The sequence below is a fragment of the Mesorhizobium sp. CO1-1-11 genome (assembly GCF_020164995.1).
Lineage (GTDB): Bacteria > Pseudomonadota > Alphaproteobacteria > Rhizobiales > Rhizobiaceae > Mesorhizobium > Mesorhizobium australicum.
The window spans coordinates 47,090-64,803 of record NZ_JAIUHE010000017.1 but is presented as its reverse complement, the minus strand read 5'-3'; the positions used below and the strand labels follow the sequence as shown (position 1 = coordinate 64,803).

Here is a 17,714-nt window from a genome sequence, read left to right as displayed (position 1 = left end):
CGAACCGCTCCTGCCTTGCTTGTGCTAATCAATCGATCGTCGATTATTTTGGACGCCTGCCGTCATCGGCGCTGGCGATCATGTTTTTGTCGCCATCATGGGCCGAGGCGCGGACAGCTTCGGGGCTTGGCGCGGTGGCGAGACGGGGTTCGTCAACCAGACGAAGCGGCAGCCCGGCTGTCGGCACCGGAGGAACACCAGGGTGATCGATCGTTTCCACGATGTCGGTCCCGTGGGTAAACCGGGACGGGTCTGAAAGAGCTTCAGCAATCGACCTATACCGCGACCATAGGATTCCTGCCCGATCAAGAACCGCTGCGATCCCGTCGACATCGCGATCGAGGAACCACGGCGCGCAGATCAGCCGGATCTCTTCGCGCAGACGGAAGCGATGCCCCTCGTCATCGAGCTTCAGCCCTGTCGTTTCGCTGAGCTTCGCAAGATCCGCCGCAACGCCGATGGCGTTGACGAAGGCCGTCCACTGGCGCCGCGTGACTGCCACCACCATCACGCGGTGGCCGTCCCTGGTTTGGAAATCCTGGCCGAAGGTGCCGTAGACGTTGTTGCCGAAACGCGCGCGCGTGGTCGCGCCTGTCAGCGCAACTTCGGCGGCGAGACCAAGACCGCACATCGTCGACAGCGCCACATCCGTCAGCGCGAGCCGGATATGCGCGCCTGCGCCAGTGCGGCGCCGCCTGTCGACCGCCGCCAGAACACTGACGGCAGCCAGATAGCCTGTGGCAATATCCCAGGTGGGGACGGGATTGTTGATCGGCTCGGCCCCTTGGGAGGGACCGGTCGCTTCTGGCCAGCCGGTCATGGCCTGCACTGTATAGTCGACCGCCGGCGATCCGTCGGGATGCCCCTGAAGCTCAAGCACGATCAGGTCCGGGATGCGCTCCTTCAGCCTGACGATCGAGACAGGGTCGGGAAGCGGCAGACTCGAAATCAGGATTCGTCCGTTATGGGCAAGAAGATCAACAAAGGCCTCGTGGGACGCGGTATCGGAGAAGTCCCAGGTGACTGTCTGTTTGGCTTTGTTCAATTCATGCCAAAACAGGCTCGCGCCTTCTTCAGAGAGCGGCCATCGCCCTTGATCCGGCGCGCCGCGTTTCGGCTGCACTTTGATCACCTCCGCGCCAAGCAGCGCAAGCGTCATTCCGGCGAGCGGAGCAGCAACAAAGGCGCTCCACTCAACGACTTTAATATCTTGCAGCAGCTGGTAAATCGCGACCTCCTAGAGCTGTCCGCGCAGTCGTTCGACGGCTTTGAGATAGCGTTGCTTCAACGCCCGTGACGCCTTGTGCATTCCATTCTCGACCATGCGGCGGCCGCCCACAAAGACCGAAGCGGGGCGGGACCGGTGGGCAGCAAAGATCCAGGCGTCCAGGAATTGGTCGCCCGACAGGAGTGCCAGACATGGATCCGCGTCACGCCGCAACTCGACTATGTCGGCCTTGTAGCCGGGTGCAAGCTGCCCGGTTGATCTGCCGAGAGCCTTTGCGCCTGCCGAGGCGCAGTCCTGGGAAAGAAAGCGGCCAACCGACCGGCGATCGTCGCACGCAATATTGCGCTGCCTCAGTCGGAAGCGTTGCGAATACTCAAGGAGCATGAACTCACGCCACGGGTCGAGCGATGCCTGCGAGTCTGAGCCGATACCGAAGCGCGCGCCGCTTTGGACCAAGGCTGGCAAGTCGATCGCACCGTCGCCAAGGTTCGCCTCGGTAACTGGGCACAGAACAACCGTGGCGCCGCAGCGCGCGATCTCCGCAAGCTCCTCAGGCTTGGCCTGCGTACAATGAACAAGGCTCCATCGCTCGTTCAGGTCGACTGATCGAGACAAAAGTTCGATCGGGGTCAGCCCATGGACGGACAGGCACTCCTGGACTTCCTGGACCTGCTCGGAAACGTGAATGTGCATCACCGAGGCCGGCCCAAGCTCGCTGACGGCATCGGCGAGCGGACGTAACAGTGACGGCGCGACCGCCCGAAGCGAGTGCGGTGCCAGCCCGACGTTGAGGCTATCCCAATCCTTGAACGCCTCGCGCACCGCGATGGCTATGGCCTGCGAACGGTCGAGTTCGCAGGCGAGCCGCCTTTGGTGAGCGCTTAAAGGTTCGTCACGAAATCCACCCCTGCAATACACAACCGGCAGGTGCGTTATCGGCAGACCGGCGGTTCGCGCCGCCGCAACCGCGCGCAACGACATTTCCGCATCGTTATCGTAGGAGCCGCCATCGGGATTGTTGTGGACGTAATGGAATTCCGCGACGGACGTGTAGCCCGCTTCAACCATCGAAGCGAAGACGAAAGCATAGATGTCCTCAAGCGTGTCCGGATCGAGAGCGCCAAGCACGCGGAACATGAAGTCGCGCCAAGACCAGAACGAATCCGAGCGCGCGCCTCTCGATTCCGCCAGACCGGCGACTAGCCGCTGAAAGGCGTGCGAATGGAGATTTGGGATACCCGGTATCACGACGTCGAGAATCTCGCCCGCCGGCTTTGCGCCGGCTGTCACCGAAACGATCCTGTCTCCGTCGATGTCGATTGCGACATCCTGCGCCCAGCCCTGCGGCAGCAAGGCCGTGCGAGCAAACAGCCGCTCGCTCGAAGCCTTGACCGACGCTACAGGTTGATCCGCGGCCAGTGACGCCGAACTCATTTACGTGCCGCTCGCTTCAGGTACGAGGCAAGCCTCGCTGCGACCCGACGCATGTCCGAATGCGCCCCGATCGTGATGCGTATGTGATTGTGCAATCCGTAGGCGCCTAGTGGCCGCACGAGAATGCCGCTTGACCGCAAGTCGACAACGGCTTCTGCGGCCGTCCCGGGGCACCCGGTCGGGAATCCCACTAAGATAAAGCTCGTGACGCTCGGCGCCACCTGCAGTCCCAGCTTGAGCAAGCGCTCCGACGTCCATTCGCGCGCCTGGCGTATGTAAGCGCGTGTCCGCTGGACGTGGTCGGGCTCGTGCATTGCGGCGATCGCGGCTGCCTGGCCGACGGCCGAGACATTGAAAGGCAGGCGGATCTTGTTGACCGCTTCGACCACTTCGCGCGGCGCGTATGCCCATCCGACCCGCAGTCCACCCAATCCGAAGATTTTCGAGAACGTTCTGGTAACGACCACGTTCGACGCCTCGCGCGCATAGGGCAGCGCGGAAGCAAAGTCCGGTGCGTCGACAAATTCCGCATAGGCCTCATCGATTACCAAGACGACGTCCGAAGGCAGCTCGCGGATGAGCAATTCAAGGTCCGACCTTGGGACGTAGGTGCCCGCTGGATTTGCCGGATTGGTCAAGAACACCACGCGCGTCGCCGGCGTCACGGCCGCCAGCATGGCGCGCACATCGACGTGAAAGTCCCGTTCCTCCGCAAATGTCGGGGTGGCACCAACACTTCTGGCGATGATCGGATACATCATGAAGCCGTACTGGCTGCTAAGCACCTCGTCTCCGTCCTTGGCGAATGCACGGCATACCAGCTGCAGCAGCTCCTCCGATCCCGATCCCGCAAGGACCCGGTCGACCTCGAGCCGGTGAAGTCGGCCTATCTGCTCTCTGAGCAGCACCGCGCCTCCGTCAGGATATCTATTCGCCACCGCGCAGATCGCCGACGCCGCGCTTTTGACGGCCTTGGAGGGACCAAATGGCAGTTCGTTCGACGCAAGGCGCAAGGGCCGCGTGTTCGCCGGCGATCGCGCTTCTCCCGGAACATAACCAACGATCTGCTCGATTCCGGGTCGTACTGTAAGGGACATGCGACGTCCTTGCTGTGCTGTTCATACCGGTATATACTTTTATCACTGCTCATGAACCCGTCAATAGGAAATCGAGGTTTCAGATGCCTTCTGTACTGCCGGTGACGACCGACAAAAATTTCGATGCGGGCCCGGGCGCCCGCGGTCGGATCGGGCTTCTGGTTCTGGGCCGTGATCCGGTTTGCGAGACCGAGTGCGCCCATGCGCTGACGAGAGAAGATCAAACGCTACATGTCGCCCGGATTGCCGATCCGCGCGACTTCACTCGCCAATCCCTTGCCGATCTTGCCCAGCCAATCGCCAAGGTAGCCGACACATTGCTTCGCGACGACAGGCTCGACGTCATTGCGGTGGCCTGCGCTGCTGCCGCGCTCGCGATCGGCCGCGACGAACTGTCGGCCATGCTGAAGCTCGGACGGCCGAATTTGAAGGTGACAGATCCTGGGGCAGCGGCCATTGCCGTGCTCAGAGCCGCAGGCGTCCGGCGCATTGGGCTGCTGCTGACCACCGCGGATTCCGCCATCAACCAGAAAACAGTAGCTGCCTATGAAGCCGAAGGATTTGAAGTGGCGCGCGCGCTGACATTGTCGCTGGCGGACGATCGTGCCATGTCCACCCTCAGCATCGGGTCGATCCGGCAGGCACTGGCAGAAGCGGATGATCCATCGGCCGACGTGCTGCTCGTTCCCTGTACCGCCATGAGAACCTGGCAGGCACTGCCGAAGCTGCACGCTTCACTGCTCCGAGGGCGCGTGCTCACCGGCAATCAGGCGATGATGACACATGCAATGTGCCTCGCGGATGGCACCGACCTGCCGAACTCTCTTGACCAGTTGATGGCAGGCTAAAAAAGCTTGGCGGCGTCGCTGTTTTCGGGAAGCCGCAAGATTTTCCCAGGATTCATGATGTTGTTGGGATCAAGAGTTCGCTTGATTCGGGACATGGTCTCGATCGCGCCCTCGCCGGCCTCGATCTCGAGAAAACGCATCTTCCCTGTCCCGATGCCATGCTCGCCGGTGCAAGTGCCGCCAAAGGCGAGCGCCCGGTCCGCCAGGCGCTCGTTGAAGGCATAAGTGCGCGCCAACAGATCTCTGTCGTCTGGATCTATCACATGAGCAAGGTGAAAATTGCCATCGCCCACGTGACCAACGATTGGTGCAAGGAGGCCGCTTGCTTCGATGTCCGCCTTCGTTTGTAGAACACATTGCGTCAAGCGCGATATCGGCACGCAGACGTCGGTCGACCAGCCCTTGGAGCCGGGCCGCAAGGCAAGAGCGGCATAGTAGGCTGTGTGGCGCGCCTTCCACAATGCGTTGCGCTGTTCGGTATTCTCGGCCCAGGAGAACGCGCCGCCGCCGTTCTCCGAAGCGATTTCACGAACCCTAGCCACATGCTCCTCAACGGCGCGAGGCGTCCCATGAAACTCAAAGAACAGGGTAGATGTCGCCGCATAACTAAGCTTGGAATAGCGGTTGACAGCGTCCATCTGCACGTCATCCAGGAGTTCGACTCGGGCGATGGGAATGCCCGACTGTATTGTTTGAATGACCGTATCGACAGCTCCACCGAGCGTTTCGAACGAGCATACCGCGGCAACGATCGTCTCGGGGATCCCGTGCAGCCGCAGACTAAGCCTAGTGATGATTCCAAGCGTCCCCTCGGCACCGACAAATAGCTTTGTCAAATCGTAGCCGGCCGCGGACTTGCGCGCTCGCGTGCCCGTGCGTAGAGCTGTCCCGTCAGCCAGCACCACCTCAAGGGCGAGCACATTCTCCCGCATCGTGCCATACCGGACAGCGTTGGTACCCGAGGCGCGCGTGGAGGCCATTCCTCCGAGTGATGCGTCCGCCCCGGGGTCGATCGGGAAGAACAGGCCGCGATCACGAATATGGTCGTTTAGCTGAAGCCGGGTAACGCCAGGCTCGATGGTGCAATCCAGATCCTCCGAGTTGACCTCGACGATCTTGTTCATCCTGCTGAGATCGAGCGTGATGCCGCCCTTCACGGCGGTGACGTGCCCCTCCAGCGATGTGCCCGTACCGAAGGGTATCAGCGGCACACGCGCGTCGTGACATATCCTTGCGATGCGGGCGACCTCTTCCGCATTCTGGGCGTAGACGACGGCGTCCGGCAATGGCGCAGCATGCCAGGACTCCCCATGCGAATGCGCCTCTCGATCAGCTTGGCCTTGGGAGACGCGGTCTCCCGCGATCTCGCGGATTCGGGCAATGACATTTTCAACCGGGGACAGCACCATGGACTCCTCCTGCAAGCGACCGGCCGCCCCAGCCGCGAACAACGGCTGGGGCGCTCGCAACACGATGATCTGATCTCACGCGGCCGAAGGCAGCACCCCGGATACGGTGTCATAGAAATATCCATCCACGACCATGCCGGTCGTCGCCTCGATGTCGGGCGCCATGAACCGATCGACCTCCAGAAAGCTGGAACGCTGTCTGACGGCCGACACGAAGTCTTCGAGCACCGGCGTCGTCTGCAGCGGTCTGCGCAGATCGATGCCTTGCGCGGCGCCGAGAAGCTCGCAGCCGACGATCGCGCTCGTATTGCGTGCCATATCGACCGTCCTTCGCGCGGCGAAGGTCGCCATAGACACGTGGTCTTCCTGGCCTGCCGACGTGGGGATCGAGTCAACGCTGGCCGGGTGCGCGAGCGACTTGTTTTCCGAGGCAAGGGCAGCGGCTGAAACCTGGACGTTCATGAAGCCGGAATTGATGCCTCCGTCCTTGATCAGGAAGGCTGGCAGGCCGCTGAAGATCGGATCGATCAGGAGGGCAAGTCGGCGTTCCGAAATCGCGCCGGTCTCTGCGGTCGCGATCGCGAGCACGTCCGCGGCAATGGCCACCGGCTCGGCGTGGAAATTGCCGCCCGACACCACGTCGCCCTCCTCGGTGAAGACAAGCGGACTGTCTGAAACACCGTTGCTTTCGATCTCCAGCACACCAGCCGCGTAATGCATGGCGTCGAGGGCAGCACCCAGAACCTGCGATTGACAGCGCAAGGAGTAAGGGTCCTGGACCTTGCCGCTGTTGCCGTTGGCGTGGCGGATCCCGCTGCCAGTGACGAGGCGAAGGATCTCGGCTGCCACTTTCTGCTGGCCAGCCTGCCCCCGGGCGGCATGGATGCGCGGATCGTAAGGGCCGTGCAGGCCGGCCGCCGCCTCGACGGACAAGGCGCCGGTGCAGATCGCCGCCGCCATGGCGTGCTCGGCCACAAACAGCCCTTGAAGGGCGAGAGCGGTGGACGTCTGCGTGCCGTTCACCAGCCCGACACCTTCTTTCGGACCAAGTCTGTAAGGCTCGAGCCCGGCGGCGCGCAGGCCTTCCTGTGCCGGCACGACGTGCCCTTTGACGCGCATCTGACCGACGCCGATCATCGCCGACGCCATGTGCGAGAGCGGTGCCAGATCCCCTGATGCGCCCACCGATCCCTTGGCGGGAATGCAGGGATAGACCTCCGCATTGATCAACCTCAGCAGAAAATCGATGACGTCATAACGCACGCCCGAGAAGCCGCGGGCCAGGGCGATGACCTTCAAGACGAGCATGAGCCGAACGGTTTCGTCCGGCAACAGGTCCCCGATCCCGGTGCTGTGCGACAGCACTAGATTGCGCTGAAGGAGTTCCATTTGCTCCGTCGTTACCCGTGTCTGCGAGAACTTGCCGAATCCGGTATTCAGCGCGTAAACGACTTGTCCGCTATCGATGATGGACTGAACCTGCCGGGCGCAGGCCTCGACCTGGCCTCGGGCTCCTGGAGCGAGCTCGATCTGATCATTGTGATAGAATACCCTTTTCAACGTTTTGAGCGTCACTGCTCCGGGATTGAGTTCGATTTTTTGTATGGTCACAGGCGCACTCCAAGGTTAGCTGATTTTGCTGGCAGCCGATCGCGGATTCAATGCCAGGTGCCGCCTGCGAGCCGCTTGCCGGCGACCGGCTTGCCGCCCTTAACGACGAGATCGATGATGTCGCGGCCAACGTAAAACGGCACATGACGGAAGTCCTCCACATCGAGAATCAGGAGATCGGCGGATTTGCCGACCTCGAGCGAGCCCGCGCTATCTTCGACGCCCATGGCGAAAGCGGCGTTGAGCGTTGAAGCGCACAGCGCTTCGGCCGGCTCCAGCCCCATCTCCAGACAGCCGAGGAACATCACGAAATGCATCGAGGAGATGGAAGCTGTCGGGTTGTAGTCGGTGGCCAATGCGAGGGCCACGCCGGCATCGACGATGCGCCGGCCATTGGCATAAGTCGGAGCCAGCTTGAAGAACGGAGTGCCGGGCAGCCCAACCGCCATCGTTCCTACGGCCCTCAGCGCTTCGAGGTCACCGTCGTCCAAGCAGTTGCAATGATCGACACTGACCGCTCCCATCTCCGCCGCCAGGCGGCATCCGCCAGACGGTGCAAGCTCATTGCCATGAACCTTGAGTTTCATGCCCAGGCTTTTGGCCGCACGCAGGATCTCTCGTGATTGGTCGACATCGAAGTAGCCCGTTTCACAGAATACGTCGCAATAGTCGGCGAGACCTGCGGCATGGACAGCCGGCAACATTTCGGAGATGACCAGATCGACATAGCGGTCGGGACTTGCCTTGTACTCAGGTGGCACTGCGTGAGCGCCGAGGAAGGTCGAGCGAATGCTGGCCTTGTCGGTCTCACGCAGGATCCGGATGGCGCGGAGCATCGCCAATTCGCTTTCGGTCGAGAGGCCATACCCGCTTTTGATCTCCACCGATGTTGTGCCCTGGCGCATCATCATCCGGAGATGAGCCCGCCCCTGCTCCACCAGCGCATCTTGCGAGGCAGAGCGGGTTGCGGCCGTGGTCCTGACTATGCCGCCGCCCTTGCGACCGATCTCCAGATAACTCTCCCCCCTCACACGCATCTGGAATTCATCTTCGCGTCCGCCTGCGAAGAGCAGATGCGTGTGAGGGTCGACCAGTCCTGGGACGACAACACGTTGCCCTGCATCCAAGACAAGGGCGTCAGGAGTAAGCTCGATCCCCGCAAGCAGATCCTTGCGGGGCCCGACCGCGACGATGCGGCCCTCATACGAGGCGAGCGCGCCATCGGCCAGCACACGGGGCGCGCCAAGCTCAGCCCCCTTCAATGGCGCCCCCGTTGCGACGGGGGTGACGATCTCACGCGTGTTTTGGACAATCAGGTCTGCCAGCATTTATGCCACCTTTGTTGCGGAGCGATTTTGGCACTTAGGCAAGCATCGGCATTCTGATGCCTTTCGCTTTCGCGGTTCTGATCGCGATGTCGTAGCCGGCGTCAGCATGGCGCACGACACCCATGCCGCAGTCGACCGTCAGGCAGCGTTCAACCTTCTTGGCGCCGAGATCCGTGCCGTCGGCAAGCACGACCACGCCACTGTGCGTGGAATAGCCGATGCCAACGCCACCGCCATTATGCATGGCGACATAGGTGGCGCCGCATGCCACGTTGAGCATCGCGTTAAGAATGGGCCAATCCGCAACGGCGTCGCTGCCGTCGAGCATTCGCTCGGTTTCGCGGTTCGGTGACGCGACCGAGCCAGTGTCAAGATGATCACGGCTGATCGCGACGGGACCCTTGAGTTCGCCCGAACGCACCATCTCGTTGAGAACGAGGCCGAAATGCGCCCTTTGGCCAAAACCGAGATAGCCGAGACGCGCGGGCAGCCCCTCGATGGGCTGGTGCTTCGAGGCCAGCTTGATCCAGTTGGCGAAGACTTCGTCGTCACCGAACTCGTGCAGCGCCGCCGCCTCTGTCTTGCGCAAGTCGCTTTCCTCGCCGGAAAGGCAGATCCAGCGGAACGGTCCGCGGCCCTCGCAAAACAGCGGCCGGATGAATGCCTCGACGAAGCCGGGAAATGCAAAGGCATCCTTGTAGCCCGCGTTGAGGGCCTCTTGCCGGACGTTGTTTCCATAGTCGAAGACCATCGCCCCGCGGCGCTGATAGCCGACCATCGCCTTGACCTGCTTGACACTGGTCTCGCGCGCCCGCCGGATATAGTCGGTCGGGTCGCTACGCCTGAGTGCCAGAGCCTCGGGATAAGTCATCCCGCCAGGAACGTAGCCCTCCAGCATATCGTGGGCCGAGGACTGATCGGTCACGATGTCGAAGTGGTTGCCCTTTTCAAGGTAATAATCCAGCACATCCGCAATGTTGCCGAGCAAGGCGATTGCCCGCGCTTCGCCGCGGGCGGCATATTCCTGAGCCCTACGATAGGCCTCATCAGCATTGTCGACCTGTTCGTGGACAAACCCGAGCTCGATGCGGCGGGCGATCCGCTCCGGATCGATCTCGACGCCGATGCTCACACCGCCGTTCAAGGTGATGCAATGGGGCATGATCCCGCTGAACATGCCGAGGCCGCCAGTGATCGAGATGCGGCCCTTCAGCGTCCCGCCAAACTTCATCTTGGCGATTGTGGCGAAGGTCTCGTAGGTTCCCTGCACGATGCCTTGGGACCCGATGTTGCACCAGCTGCCGGCAGTCATCTGCCCATACATCGTCAGCCCTTTGGCCTCGAGCTCGTTGAAGTGCTCAAGCGTGCTCCAATAGGGGACCAGCATCGCGTTCGAGATGAGGACGCGCGGCGCCCACTCATTGGTCTGCCAGACCGCAACGGGCTTGCCTGACTGGACGATCAGGGTTTCGTCACCCTCCAGATTGCGAAGGCTTTCAAGGATCTGGAAGTAGCTTTCCCAATTCCTGGCCGCCTTTCCGCGCCCTCCATAGACGATCAGCTCCCGAGGCTTTTCAGCGACCTCCAGATTGTTCATCAGCAGCCGGAACGGCGTCTCCTGCTGCCAGCCCTTGGTGTTCAGCTCCAAGCCGCGCGGGGCCAGTATCCGTTCATTGGGAGGCAATCTCATTGGCGTCCTTCCTATCAGAGCTCACATTGAGCAGTTGTCATTTTGTATAGTCCGGTCTATACCGGTCTAAGATAAACGTCAACGGCGATTTGGGAGGAGCTGTGCACAGCTACGAATACAGGCAGGGGGCATCCCCATTGGTCGTCAGCATGCCGCATATCGGCAGCTACATTCCGATCGAGATGCAGCAGCGCATGTCGGCTGCTGGACGCATGGTGAGCGATACCGATTGGGATCTGGACCTGGTGTATCGTTTCTTATGGGACAGCGATGCCACGATCATCTCGTCCCGCCTGTCACGCTATGTGATCGACCTCGCCCGCGACCCCACCGGAAAACCGCTCGATGCGGCGATCAAGCACCCCGGTCTGGTACCGACGACAGACTTTGATGATGTTCCCCTCTACCAGAGCGAACGGGAGCCCCATCCTAAAGAAATCGCTTTGCGGGTCGCGCGCTACTGGCGTCCCTATCACGACCGGCTTTCCGCCGCTTTGAGTGCCGCGCGAGCCCGGCACGGCTACGCGGTTCTTTTCGATTGCCACTCGATCCGCTCAGTCGTGACAAGGTATTTCCCCGGACAGATCCCTGATCTCAATCTGGGAACGGCCGGCGGAACAAGTTGCGCGGCGGAGCTTCGCGAGAGCCTTGCGTCCGCGTTGAACCTATCGGGGATGTACTCGGTCGCGGTGGACGGGGTCTTCAAGGGCGGCTTCATAACCCGGCACTACGGCTCGCCCGAAAATGGCATTCATGCCTTCCAGCTGGAAATGTCTCGTGCGGTCTATATGCGCGAGCACCCCTCCCCGACGATCGCTCTTGAGAAATGCGAACTCCTCCAGCCGACGCTTGAGGCTTTCGTTGCGGCAGCAACGAACTGGAAGCCCAACACGTAAAGGAAAATTGCTGTGCCTGTACCTATGAACGAACGTGAAGGCTTTATCTGGGTTGATGGGGAGATCTGTCCCTGGCGCGAAGCCAGGCTTCATGTCCTTACCCATGGGCTCCACTACGCGAGCTCCGTGTTCGAGGGCGAGCGGTCTTACGGCGGCTCCGTTTTCGAGCTGACACGCCATACGCAGCGCCTGATCCAGTCGGCTGCGTTGCTCGATATGAAACTGCCGTTCAGCGAGCAGGAGCTGAATGAGGCGACGCTGGCCGTGCTTTCGGCAAATGAGCTGAAGGATGCATACATCCGGCCGGTCGTCTGGCGCGGCAGCGAGACGATATCGGCGGCCGCCCCCAACAATCGAATACATATGGCCATCGCGGCCTGGGATTGGCCGTCATACTTCAACGAGCAGGACCGGCTGAACGGAATCAAGATACAGACCGCGTCATGGCGGAGGCCGCCACCCGAATGTAGCCCTCCGCAAGCAAAGGCCGCTTCGAACTATCCGATCACCACGCTCGCCAAGCACGCGGCCTTGAAGAACGGATTTCAGGACGCCCTCTTGCTCGACTGGCGCGGAAACGTCGCGGAAGCGTCGGCGGCAAACATCTTTTTTGTCGCTGGCGAGGAAATCCACACCCCCACACCGGATTGCTTCCTGAACGGGATAACACGCCAGACGGTGATCGCTCTCGCCCAAAACATGGGGTTCAAGGTGATCGAACGGGAGATATCTCATGCCGAGACATTGGCATTCACGGAGTGCTTTCTAACCGGAACTGCGTCTGAAATAACGCCGGTCGGCGCCATAGATGCGGTCACCTACAAACCTGGAAGCGTCACAGGCTGGCTCACAGGCGCTTATGCCGACCTAGTGCGGTCGAAGAATGTCAGCGCCATCGATATGCAATTCCAGGCGCAGCTTGGCTAGCTTGGCGCCGCCGGCCTCCTGCACTTCCGCAACCAGATAACTCTTGGATGGTGAGGTCTGCCCATGGCGCCGCTCACGCGTTTGATTCGATATGGCGACCATATTGAAATGAGCTGGAAGAATGGCGGCGGCCAGACCCGGGAAATCGCGCGCCAGGACGATTCAGAAGGCCTGGTCTGGCGACTGAGTCTCGCCACGATAACAAAGAGCGGCCCTTTCTCGCTGTTCCCGGGCCTTGACCGCATCATCGCGCTCATCGAAGGACCATCAATGGTCCTTCATTTTGAGGATGGCGAGACGCTTGAGCTCAACCCAGCAGTGCCGCGACGCTTTTCCTGTGACCGCCCACTCCAGGCGCACCTGCCAAGCTCTGAGGAATGCCGTGATCTGAACCTGCTTTTCCGCAGGAGCGATATCGACGCCCGGGCGGAGACGATCAAGCTCAGTGTTAGCCGTCAATTAGGCTGGACGGGGGTGAACGTCGTTATCTGTTTCGCCCTCAGCGGCATCATTGATCTGGGCGTGGACGCTGAAAGCGCGCACACAATCAGCGCGGGGGAAACTTTCATCTGCAACAACCCGGATCCGAGCACCGGATTCAGCTTCTTCCTGAAAACGGCTACTCCAGGCGCTGAGCTGGTGCTGTTCATGATCTCGCCAGCGCGGGCTTCAGGCGTTGCCTGACCCAAGGCGTTGGATGAGGCGCTCGGCGCGGCGAATGACAGGCAGGTCCACCATCTTGCCTCCCACCGACGTCGTGCCGAGGCCGTTCAGGTGCGCAAGGCGTGCTGCCTCGACAATGTCTTGAGCTTGCCGGATTTCGCCGGGCGTCGGAAGGAAGGCTTCGTTGGCGACCGCAACCTGGTCCGGGTGAATGCAAAGTGTTCCTCGCATGCCGACAGCCCTGGTCAGCTCGAGACTGTCTCGATACTTGTCCAGATTCCTGAACTCGGTGATCGACCCGACCATGCCGATCGGATGACAGTTTCCCCGCGCAGCAGCAACGACCAGATCATACTTGACCGAGGTTATTGTCGGAGAATCGGGTGCGCAGCCCAGCTCTGCCGCCAGGTCCTCATCGCCGCACGCTACCGCAGCCACGCGCGGCGCCAGGCAGATTTCGGCCAGATTGTGGATCGCTCTGGCCGTCTCCACAAGCGGAACGATTGCCGTCTTTCCGATTGGGATCCCCGCCTTTCGCTCGCAATTTTCTACAACCTCGCAAAGATACGCCAGGTGAGCGGGGGATTCGGCCTTGGCGATCATCAGGCCTGCCACGTCTTCACCCACCGACGCCTCGATGTCACGCACAGCAAGGTCAAACGGGCGGTTTATCCTGACCAGGATGTCAATGTTTTCAAGGCGCAATCGCCGGGCAACAGCCGCAACGCGAGCGCGCGCGGCATCCTTTTCCTCCGGCAGGATCGAATCCTCCAGATCCACGACGATGGCGTCAGCGCCACAGGATGCCGCCTTCTCGATGTATCGGTCACGGGTTGCGGGCACAAACAGCATCGAACGCCACGCGGGATTGCCGGAGACCTCTTCATTGCGCGTGTCCATGGGTTCCCCTTTCAGCAGGACGTAACCCTACCAGAGTGTGTCGGCCGTCAAGTTTGTAGGTCTAATACTGGTGCAGATCTTTGAGTCTGTAGCGACTGCCCGGATAATAAAATCGACCGAACGTGGCCACCGTCTCTCCAACCCATGTTCTTCTGACAAGCAGAAGGCAGGGCTCATTCTTACCAACCGAGAGCAGTTTGGATATAGTATCGCCCGCCGTGACTGCGTAAACGAATTGCTCCATCAACGTTGGCTTTGAGTTTTTCCAAAGGTGCTGGAATGTGGTCTCTCGCGTGAAATCTGCCTTGAGGTACTCGGGAGCATAAACAGGCAATATGTGGCGCTCCTCCAGCTGCACTTCCTTTTCATTTTCGCGATGGACGATAAGTGAATGGAATATCTTGGTTCCAGGCTTGACTTCCAGGGCTCGAGCCACCTCGCCTTCGGCAGCTATCTTCTCTAGCTTCACGACCTCTGCCGAATGGACGCCTCCGTGCGCGGCTATCTCAGCCGAGATATCCCGCAATGCCAGCGGCACTGAGGCAGGAACTTCGTCCGACACGAAGGTCCCGACACCAGAAATCCTGAACAGCACGCCGGACGTGGTGAGTTCCCGAAGAGCTCGATGCACTGTCATCCTCGAAACCCCCAGCTGGGCGACCAGATCGACTTCGGAAGGAAGCCGGTCATTAGGCTTCCATTCCCCGCTCTCAATCTTGGAGCGCACGTGGCGTTTCACCATGTGATAGAGGGCTGAGGGTCGCTCGTCGTCCTGCTTCGCCATATCCAATTCCCATTTCTTGCAATCTCGGGATCCTGCGCCCGTAAAGGCGGGACCAGTACGGGAAAGACGCTTAACCAATAGCGCCTCTCCGCTGGTTTACAAGTCCGAGCCTATCTGGTATATACCGGTATAAACATATCAGGTAACCAACATGAATGCTAGTCTGATCGCTCTCGGCGGCGATATGTCTTACTACCTCCAGATGCTTTCCCGTTATCGCCGAGACCCGAACAGCTGCCCGGCGGATTGGCGCTTGCTCCTGGATGACGCTGACCTCCCGCAGAAAGTCGATCAGGATTGGTTCGAGGCGACCAAGCGAGAAATCAGGGATACCTTTCGCAGTTGGGGCTATCTGTCAGCCGAAGTCGATCCCCTGGGTATGGAGGTCAGCGGCATGGCGCCTGAGCTTGCCGACTGTCTGGCGCGGGTAGAGCGACACCGGTCAAGCGATGCCGACAACTCGGCTGCGGCTCGTTGGGCGGAAATCGACTACCTCATAGCCCGGATGAGCTCCGCCTACACGCGATGTGCCACGCTGGAGGCCGCGCATCTTCGAGATCGTGAAAGCCGCGAATGGCTTCAGTCGCTCTACGAATCCAGCATGGATGCGCAGATCGGGCCGGATGGGCAGTCGGCCATTCTCGAGGCTTTGACCAAGGCATTTGAGTTTGAGAGATTTCTTCACTCCAAGTTTCCAACCAAGAAGCGATTCGGCCTGGAAGGCGGCGAGTCCTTTCTGGTTCTCGTGGATGAAATCATCAAAGCCGCAAGCCGCGCCGAGGTCGCCCAGATCGTCATCGGTGGGATGCATCGCGGGCGGTTGAACATGCTTGTCAATGTGATGGACAAGCCGCCGGCGGAAATCCTGGCCGAAGTCAAAGGGCGGGACCTTTATAGCGACGGGGCCGGCTTGCTCGGCGACGTTCCATATCATCTCGGCTACTCGACGGATCGGGTGGTCGACGGTCGGAACCTGCGCCTAAGCTTGCTGCCGCACCCGTCCCATTTGATAGCTGTCGCACCCGTAACGGCCGGAAAGGCGCGCGCGAAACGCGATGTTGGCTCGCCGGAGACGATGGCGCTGATCTTGCACACCGACGCTGCGTTCAGCGGGCAAGGCCTCATCAGCGAATTGCTTCAGCTCAGCCAGCTGGCCGGCTACACTGTCGGCGGAACGATTCACTGCATCCTGAACAATCACGTCGGGTTCACAACAACCGCGTCAGAAGGGCGTTCGTCCCGTTATTGCACTGATATCGGCAGGATGATCGACGCGCCGATCTTCCACGTGAACGCCGAGGATGTTGAGGCCGTCGCACGGATCGGCGCCATCGCCGTCCAGTGGCGTCTGCGCTACGGCAAAGATGTGCTGATCGACCTCAGGTGTTACAGGCGCAACGGCCACAACGAGCTGGATGAGCCGCGGTTCACCCAGCCGCGCGACTACGAAGCAATCGACCTCAAGGAGTCCGTCGCGCTTTCTTACCGGCGCCAAGTGCCGAATGGCGAGGAGATTGCCACACAGGTGGCTCACGCCTTCCACACCAAGCTGGAAGATGGTTACGGCCAGATCGCAAGCTACCGCCCGAACAGGTCGCGCTGGCTAACCGGTCTTTGGCAATCAATACAAGTCGCCGGCGAGGAGGAAATGCTCCGCCCCGTCGCGTCAGGCGTCTCGATCGAACAACTGCGCCTGTACGGTGACCAGATTTGTACCGTGCCCGCCGACTTCAATGTCCATCCCAAAGTTGCGGCCTTCCTGAAGGCGCGCCGCGACACCATTGCCGTCGGAGAAGGACTGAACTGGGCGACGGCCGAGGCCCTGGCGTTTGCGTCCCTGGTCGGGGAAGGACACTCGGTGCGCCTCTCGGGCCAGGACGCAGTGCGCGGAACTTTCACCCAGCGGCATCTCGCCCTTCATGACGCGGTCAATGGGAAGACGCATCTGGTTCATTCCCGTATCGGCGGTGACGTCGCGCGTTTCGAAGCGATAAACAGCCCGCTTTCTGAATTTGCCGTCCTGTCGTTCGAGTATGGCCATAGTCTTGTCGATCCGAACCGGCTAACCGTCTGGGAAGCCCAGTTCGGGGACTTTGTAAATGGGGCACAGATCGCCATCGACCAGTTCATCGTGGCGGGCGAACCCAAATGGATGCGAATGTCGGGACTGGCGGTCCTTCTTCCGCACGGGTTGGAGGGGCAAGGCCCCGAGCATTCGTCCGCCCGTATTGAGCGCCTGCTCCAGATGTGCGCCGGAGGCAATATCTTCGTAGTCAACTGCTCGACGCCGGCGAACTTCTTCCATGTCTTGAGGCGTCAGATCGTTGCGCCTTACAGGAAGCCGCTGTTCGTCGCCGCCCCCAAGTCGCTATTTAGAAATCGCGCCTGCGTCTCAAAAATTGAGGACTTTGCACCTGGAACCGGATTTCGAACCGTGATCCCGGATGAGACTGCCTTTCAACACCGCAAATCGATCGATCGCGTGATGCTTTGTTCGGGCAAGGTCGCGTACGATCTGGAGCGGATGCGCGCTGAGCTCTCTCTTGAGGACAAGATCGCCATCATCCGCGTTGAGCAGCTGTACCCCTTTCCTCTCCAAGCCGTTCTCGAGGCGTGCAAGCCTTATGGAGAAGCCCGGCTAATCTGGTGCCAGGAGGAACCTCGCAATCAAGGTGGCTGGACCTTCGTTCGAGATATTCTTGAGCCGGCGTTGTCGAAACCAAAGGGTGGCAGGAAGCCCAAACTTGAAGTCGTCTCCAGGCCAGCGATCCCGGCTCCGGCAGGTGGCGCTATCGAGCGACATGAAGATGAGCAAAATGAACTGGTTAAGTCGGCGCTCACTGCGGATGCATTTCAATAAGATCTTGCACGCAGCCGAAATCAGATTGTCACGCCAACC

The 17,714-nt window shown here is 60.6% G+C and carries 14 protein-coding genes; 5 read left to right on the top strand and 9 right to left on the bottom strand.

Annotated elements, in window-relative coordinates; translation table 11 throughout:
* Nucleotides 1-43: 43 nt before the first annotated feature.
* Genes LB554_RS20440 through hisC form a run of 3 tightly spaced genes read right to left on the bottom strand, consistent with a single transcriptional unit; the run spans nucleotide 44 to nucleotide 3,759 of the window.
* Nucleotides 44-1,207: a CoA transferase gene (locus LB554_RS20440; RefSeq protein WP_224586704.1), complete on the bottom strand. Its 1,164-nt coding sequence runs from the start codon at nucleotides 1,205-1,207 to the stop codon at nucleotides 44-46.
* 30 nt (nucleotides 1,208-1,237) lie between these two features.
* Nucleotides 1,238-2,662: a formimidoylglutamate deiminase gene (gene hutF, locus LB554_RS20435; protein ID WP_224586531.1), complete on the bottom strand. Its 1,425-nt coding sequence runs from the start codon at nucleotides 2,660-2,662 to the stop codon at nucleotides 1,238-1,240.
* Nucleotides 2,659-3,759 carry a histidinol-phosphate transaminase gene (gene hisC, locus LB554_RS20430; RefSeq protein WP_224586529.1) on the bottom strand — a complete coding sequence of 367 codons (1,101 nt, stop codon included), beginning with the start codon at nucleotides 3,757-3,759 and terminating at the stop codon, nucleotides 2,659-2,661. The genes hutF and hisC overlap by 4 nt, the downstream gene beginning before the upstream one ends.
* Before the next feature lie 83 nt (nucleotides 3,760-3,842).
* On the opposite strand from hisC, the gene LB554_RS20425 reads away from it, so the two are divergent.
* Nucleotides 3,843-4,607 (top strand): hypothetical protein, encoded by a 765-nt coding sequence (locus LB554_RS20425; RefSeq protein WP_224586527.1) that lies wholly within the window; start codon nucleotides 3,843-3,845, stop codon nucleotides 4,605-4,607.
* Here LB554_RS20425 and LB554_RS20420 read toward each other — a convergent pair.
* The 4 genes from LB554_RS20420 to hutU form a co-directional block, all read right to left on the bottom strand.
* A complete protein-coding gene (locus LB554_RS20420; RefSeq protein ID WP_224586525.1) occupies nucleotides 4,604-6,016 on the bottom strand; it encodes an FAD-binding oxidoreductase in 1,413 nt (470 codons plus the stop codon). The two genes, LB554_RS20425 and LB554_RS20420, sit on opposite strands and share 4 nt — an antisense overlap.
* Before the next feature lie 75 nt (nucleotides 6,017-6,091).
* On the bottom strand, nucleotides 6,092-7,627 hold the full coding sequence (gene hutH, locus LB554_RS20415; RefSeq protein WP_224586523.1) for a histidine ammonia-lyase: 1,536 nt from the start codon (nucleotides 7,625-7,627) through the stop codon (nucleotides 6,092-6,094).
* A 47-nt stretch (nucleotides 7,628-7,674) separates the two neighbouring features.
* Nucleotides 7,675-8,955, bottom strand: a complete 1,281-nt coding sequence (hutI, locus tag LB554_RS20410; protein ID WP_224586520.1) for an imidazolonepropionase — start codon at nucleotides 8,953-8,955, stop codon at nucleotides 7,675-7,677.
* Nucleotides 8,956-8,989: 34 nt separating this feature from the next.
* Complete coding sequence (gene hutU / locus LB554_RS20405) at nucleotides 8,990-10,645, bottom strand: urocanate hydratase (RefSeq protein ID WP_224586519.1); 1,656 nt, start codon at nucleotides 10,643-10,645, stop codon at nucleotides 8,990-8,992.
* A 101-nt stretch (nucleotides 10,646-10,746) separates the two neighbouring features.
* On the opposite strand from hutU, the gene LB554_RS20400 reads away from it, so the two are divergent.
* The 3 genes from LB554_RS20400 (at nucleotide 10,747) to LB554_RS20390 (ending at nucleotide 13,152) form a co-directional block, all read left to right on the top strand.
* Nucleotides 10,747-11,541, top strand: a complete 795-nt coding sequence (locus tag LB554_RS20400) for an N-formylglutamate amidohydrolase (protein WP_224586518.1) — start codon at nucleotides 10,747-10,749, stop codon at nucleotides 11,539-11,541.
* 24 nt (nucleotides 11,542-11,565) lie between these two features.
* On the top strand, nucleotides 11,566-12,468 hold the full coding sequence (locus LB554_RS20395; RefSeq protein ID WP_224586517.1) for a branched-chain amino acid aminotransferase: 903 nt from the start codon (nucleotides 11,566-11,568) through the stop codon (nucleotides 12,466-12,468).
* Nucleotides 12,469-12,531: 63 nt separating this feature from the next.
* Nucleotides 12,532-13,152 (top strand): HutD family protein, encoded by a 621-nt coding sequence (locus tag LB554_RS20390; protein ID WP_224586516.1) that lies wholly within the window; start codon nucleotides 12,532-12,534, stop codon nucleotides 13,150-13,152.
* On the opposite strand, the gene LB554_RS20385 is transcribed toward LB554_RS20390, so the two are convergent.
* The gene (locus LB554_RS20385; protein WP_224586515.1) at nucleotides 13,138-14,031 is read right to left on the bottom strand and encodes an HpcH/HpaI aldolase/citrate lyase family protein; all 894 of its coding nucleotides are present in this window, start codon (nucleotides 14,029-14,031) and stop codon (nucleotides 13,138-13,140) included. The genes LB554_RS20390 and LB554_RS20385 overlap by 15 nt on opposite strands.
* Nucleotides 14,032-14,092: 61 nt before the next feature.
* Nucleotides 14,093-14,815: a UTRA domain-containing protein gene (locus tag LB554_RS20380; RefSeq protein WP_224586514.1), complete on the bottom strand. Its 723-nt coding sequence runs from the start codon at nucleotides 14,813-14,815 to the stop codon at nucleotides 14,093-14,095.
* Nucleotides 14,816-14,966: 151 nt separating this feature from the next.
* Between LB554_RS20380 and LB554_RS20375 the strand changes: the two genes are divergently transcribed.
* The gene (locus LB554_RS20375) at nucleotides 14,967-17,675 is read left to right on the top strand and encodes a 2-oxoglutarate dehydrogenase E1 component (RefSeq protein WP_224586513.1); all 2,709 of its coding nucleotides are present in this window, start codon (nucleotides 14,967-14,969) and stop codon (nucleotides 17,673-17,675) included.
* The last annotated feature ends 39 nt before the right edge of the window (nucleotides 17,676-17,714 follow it).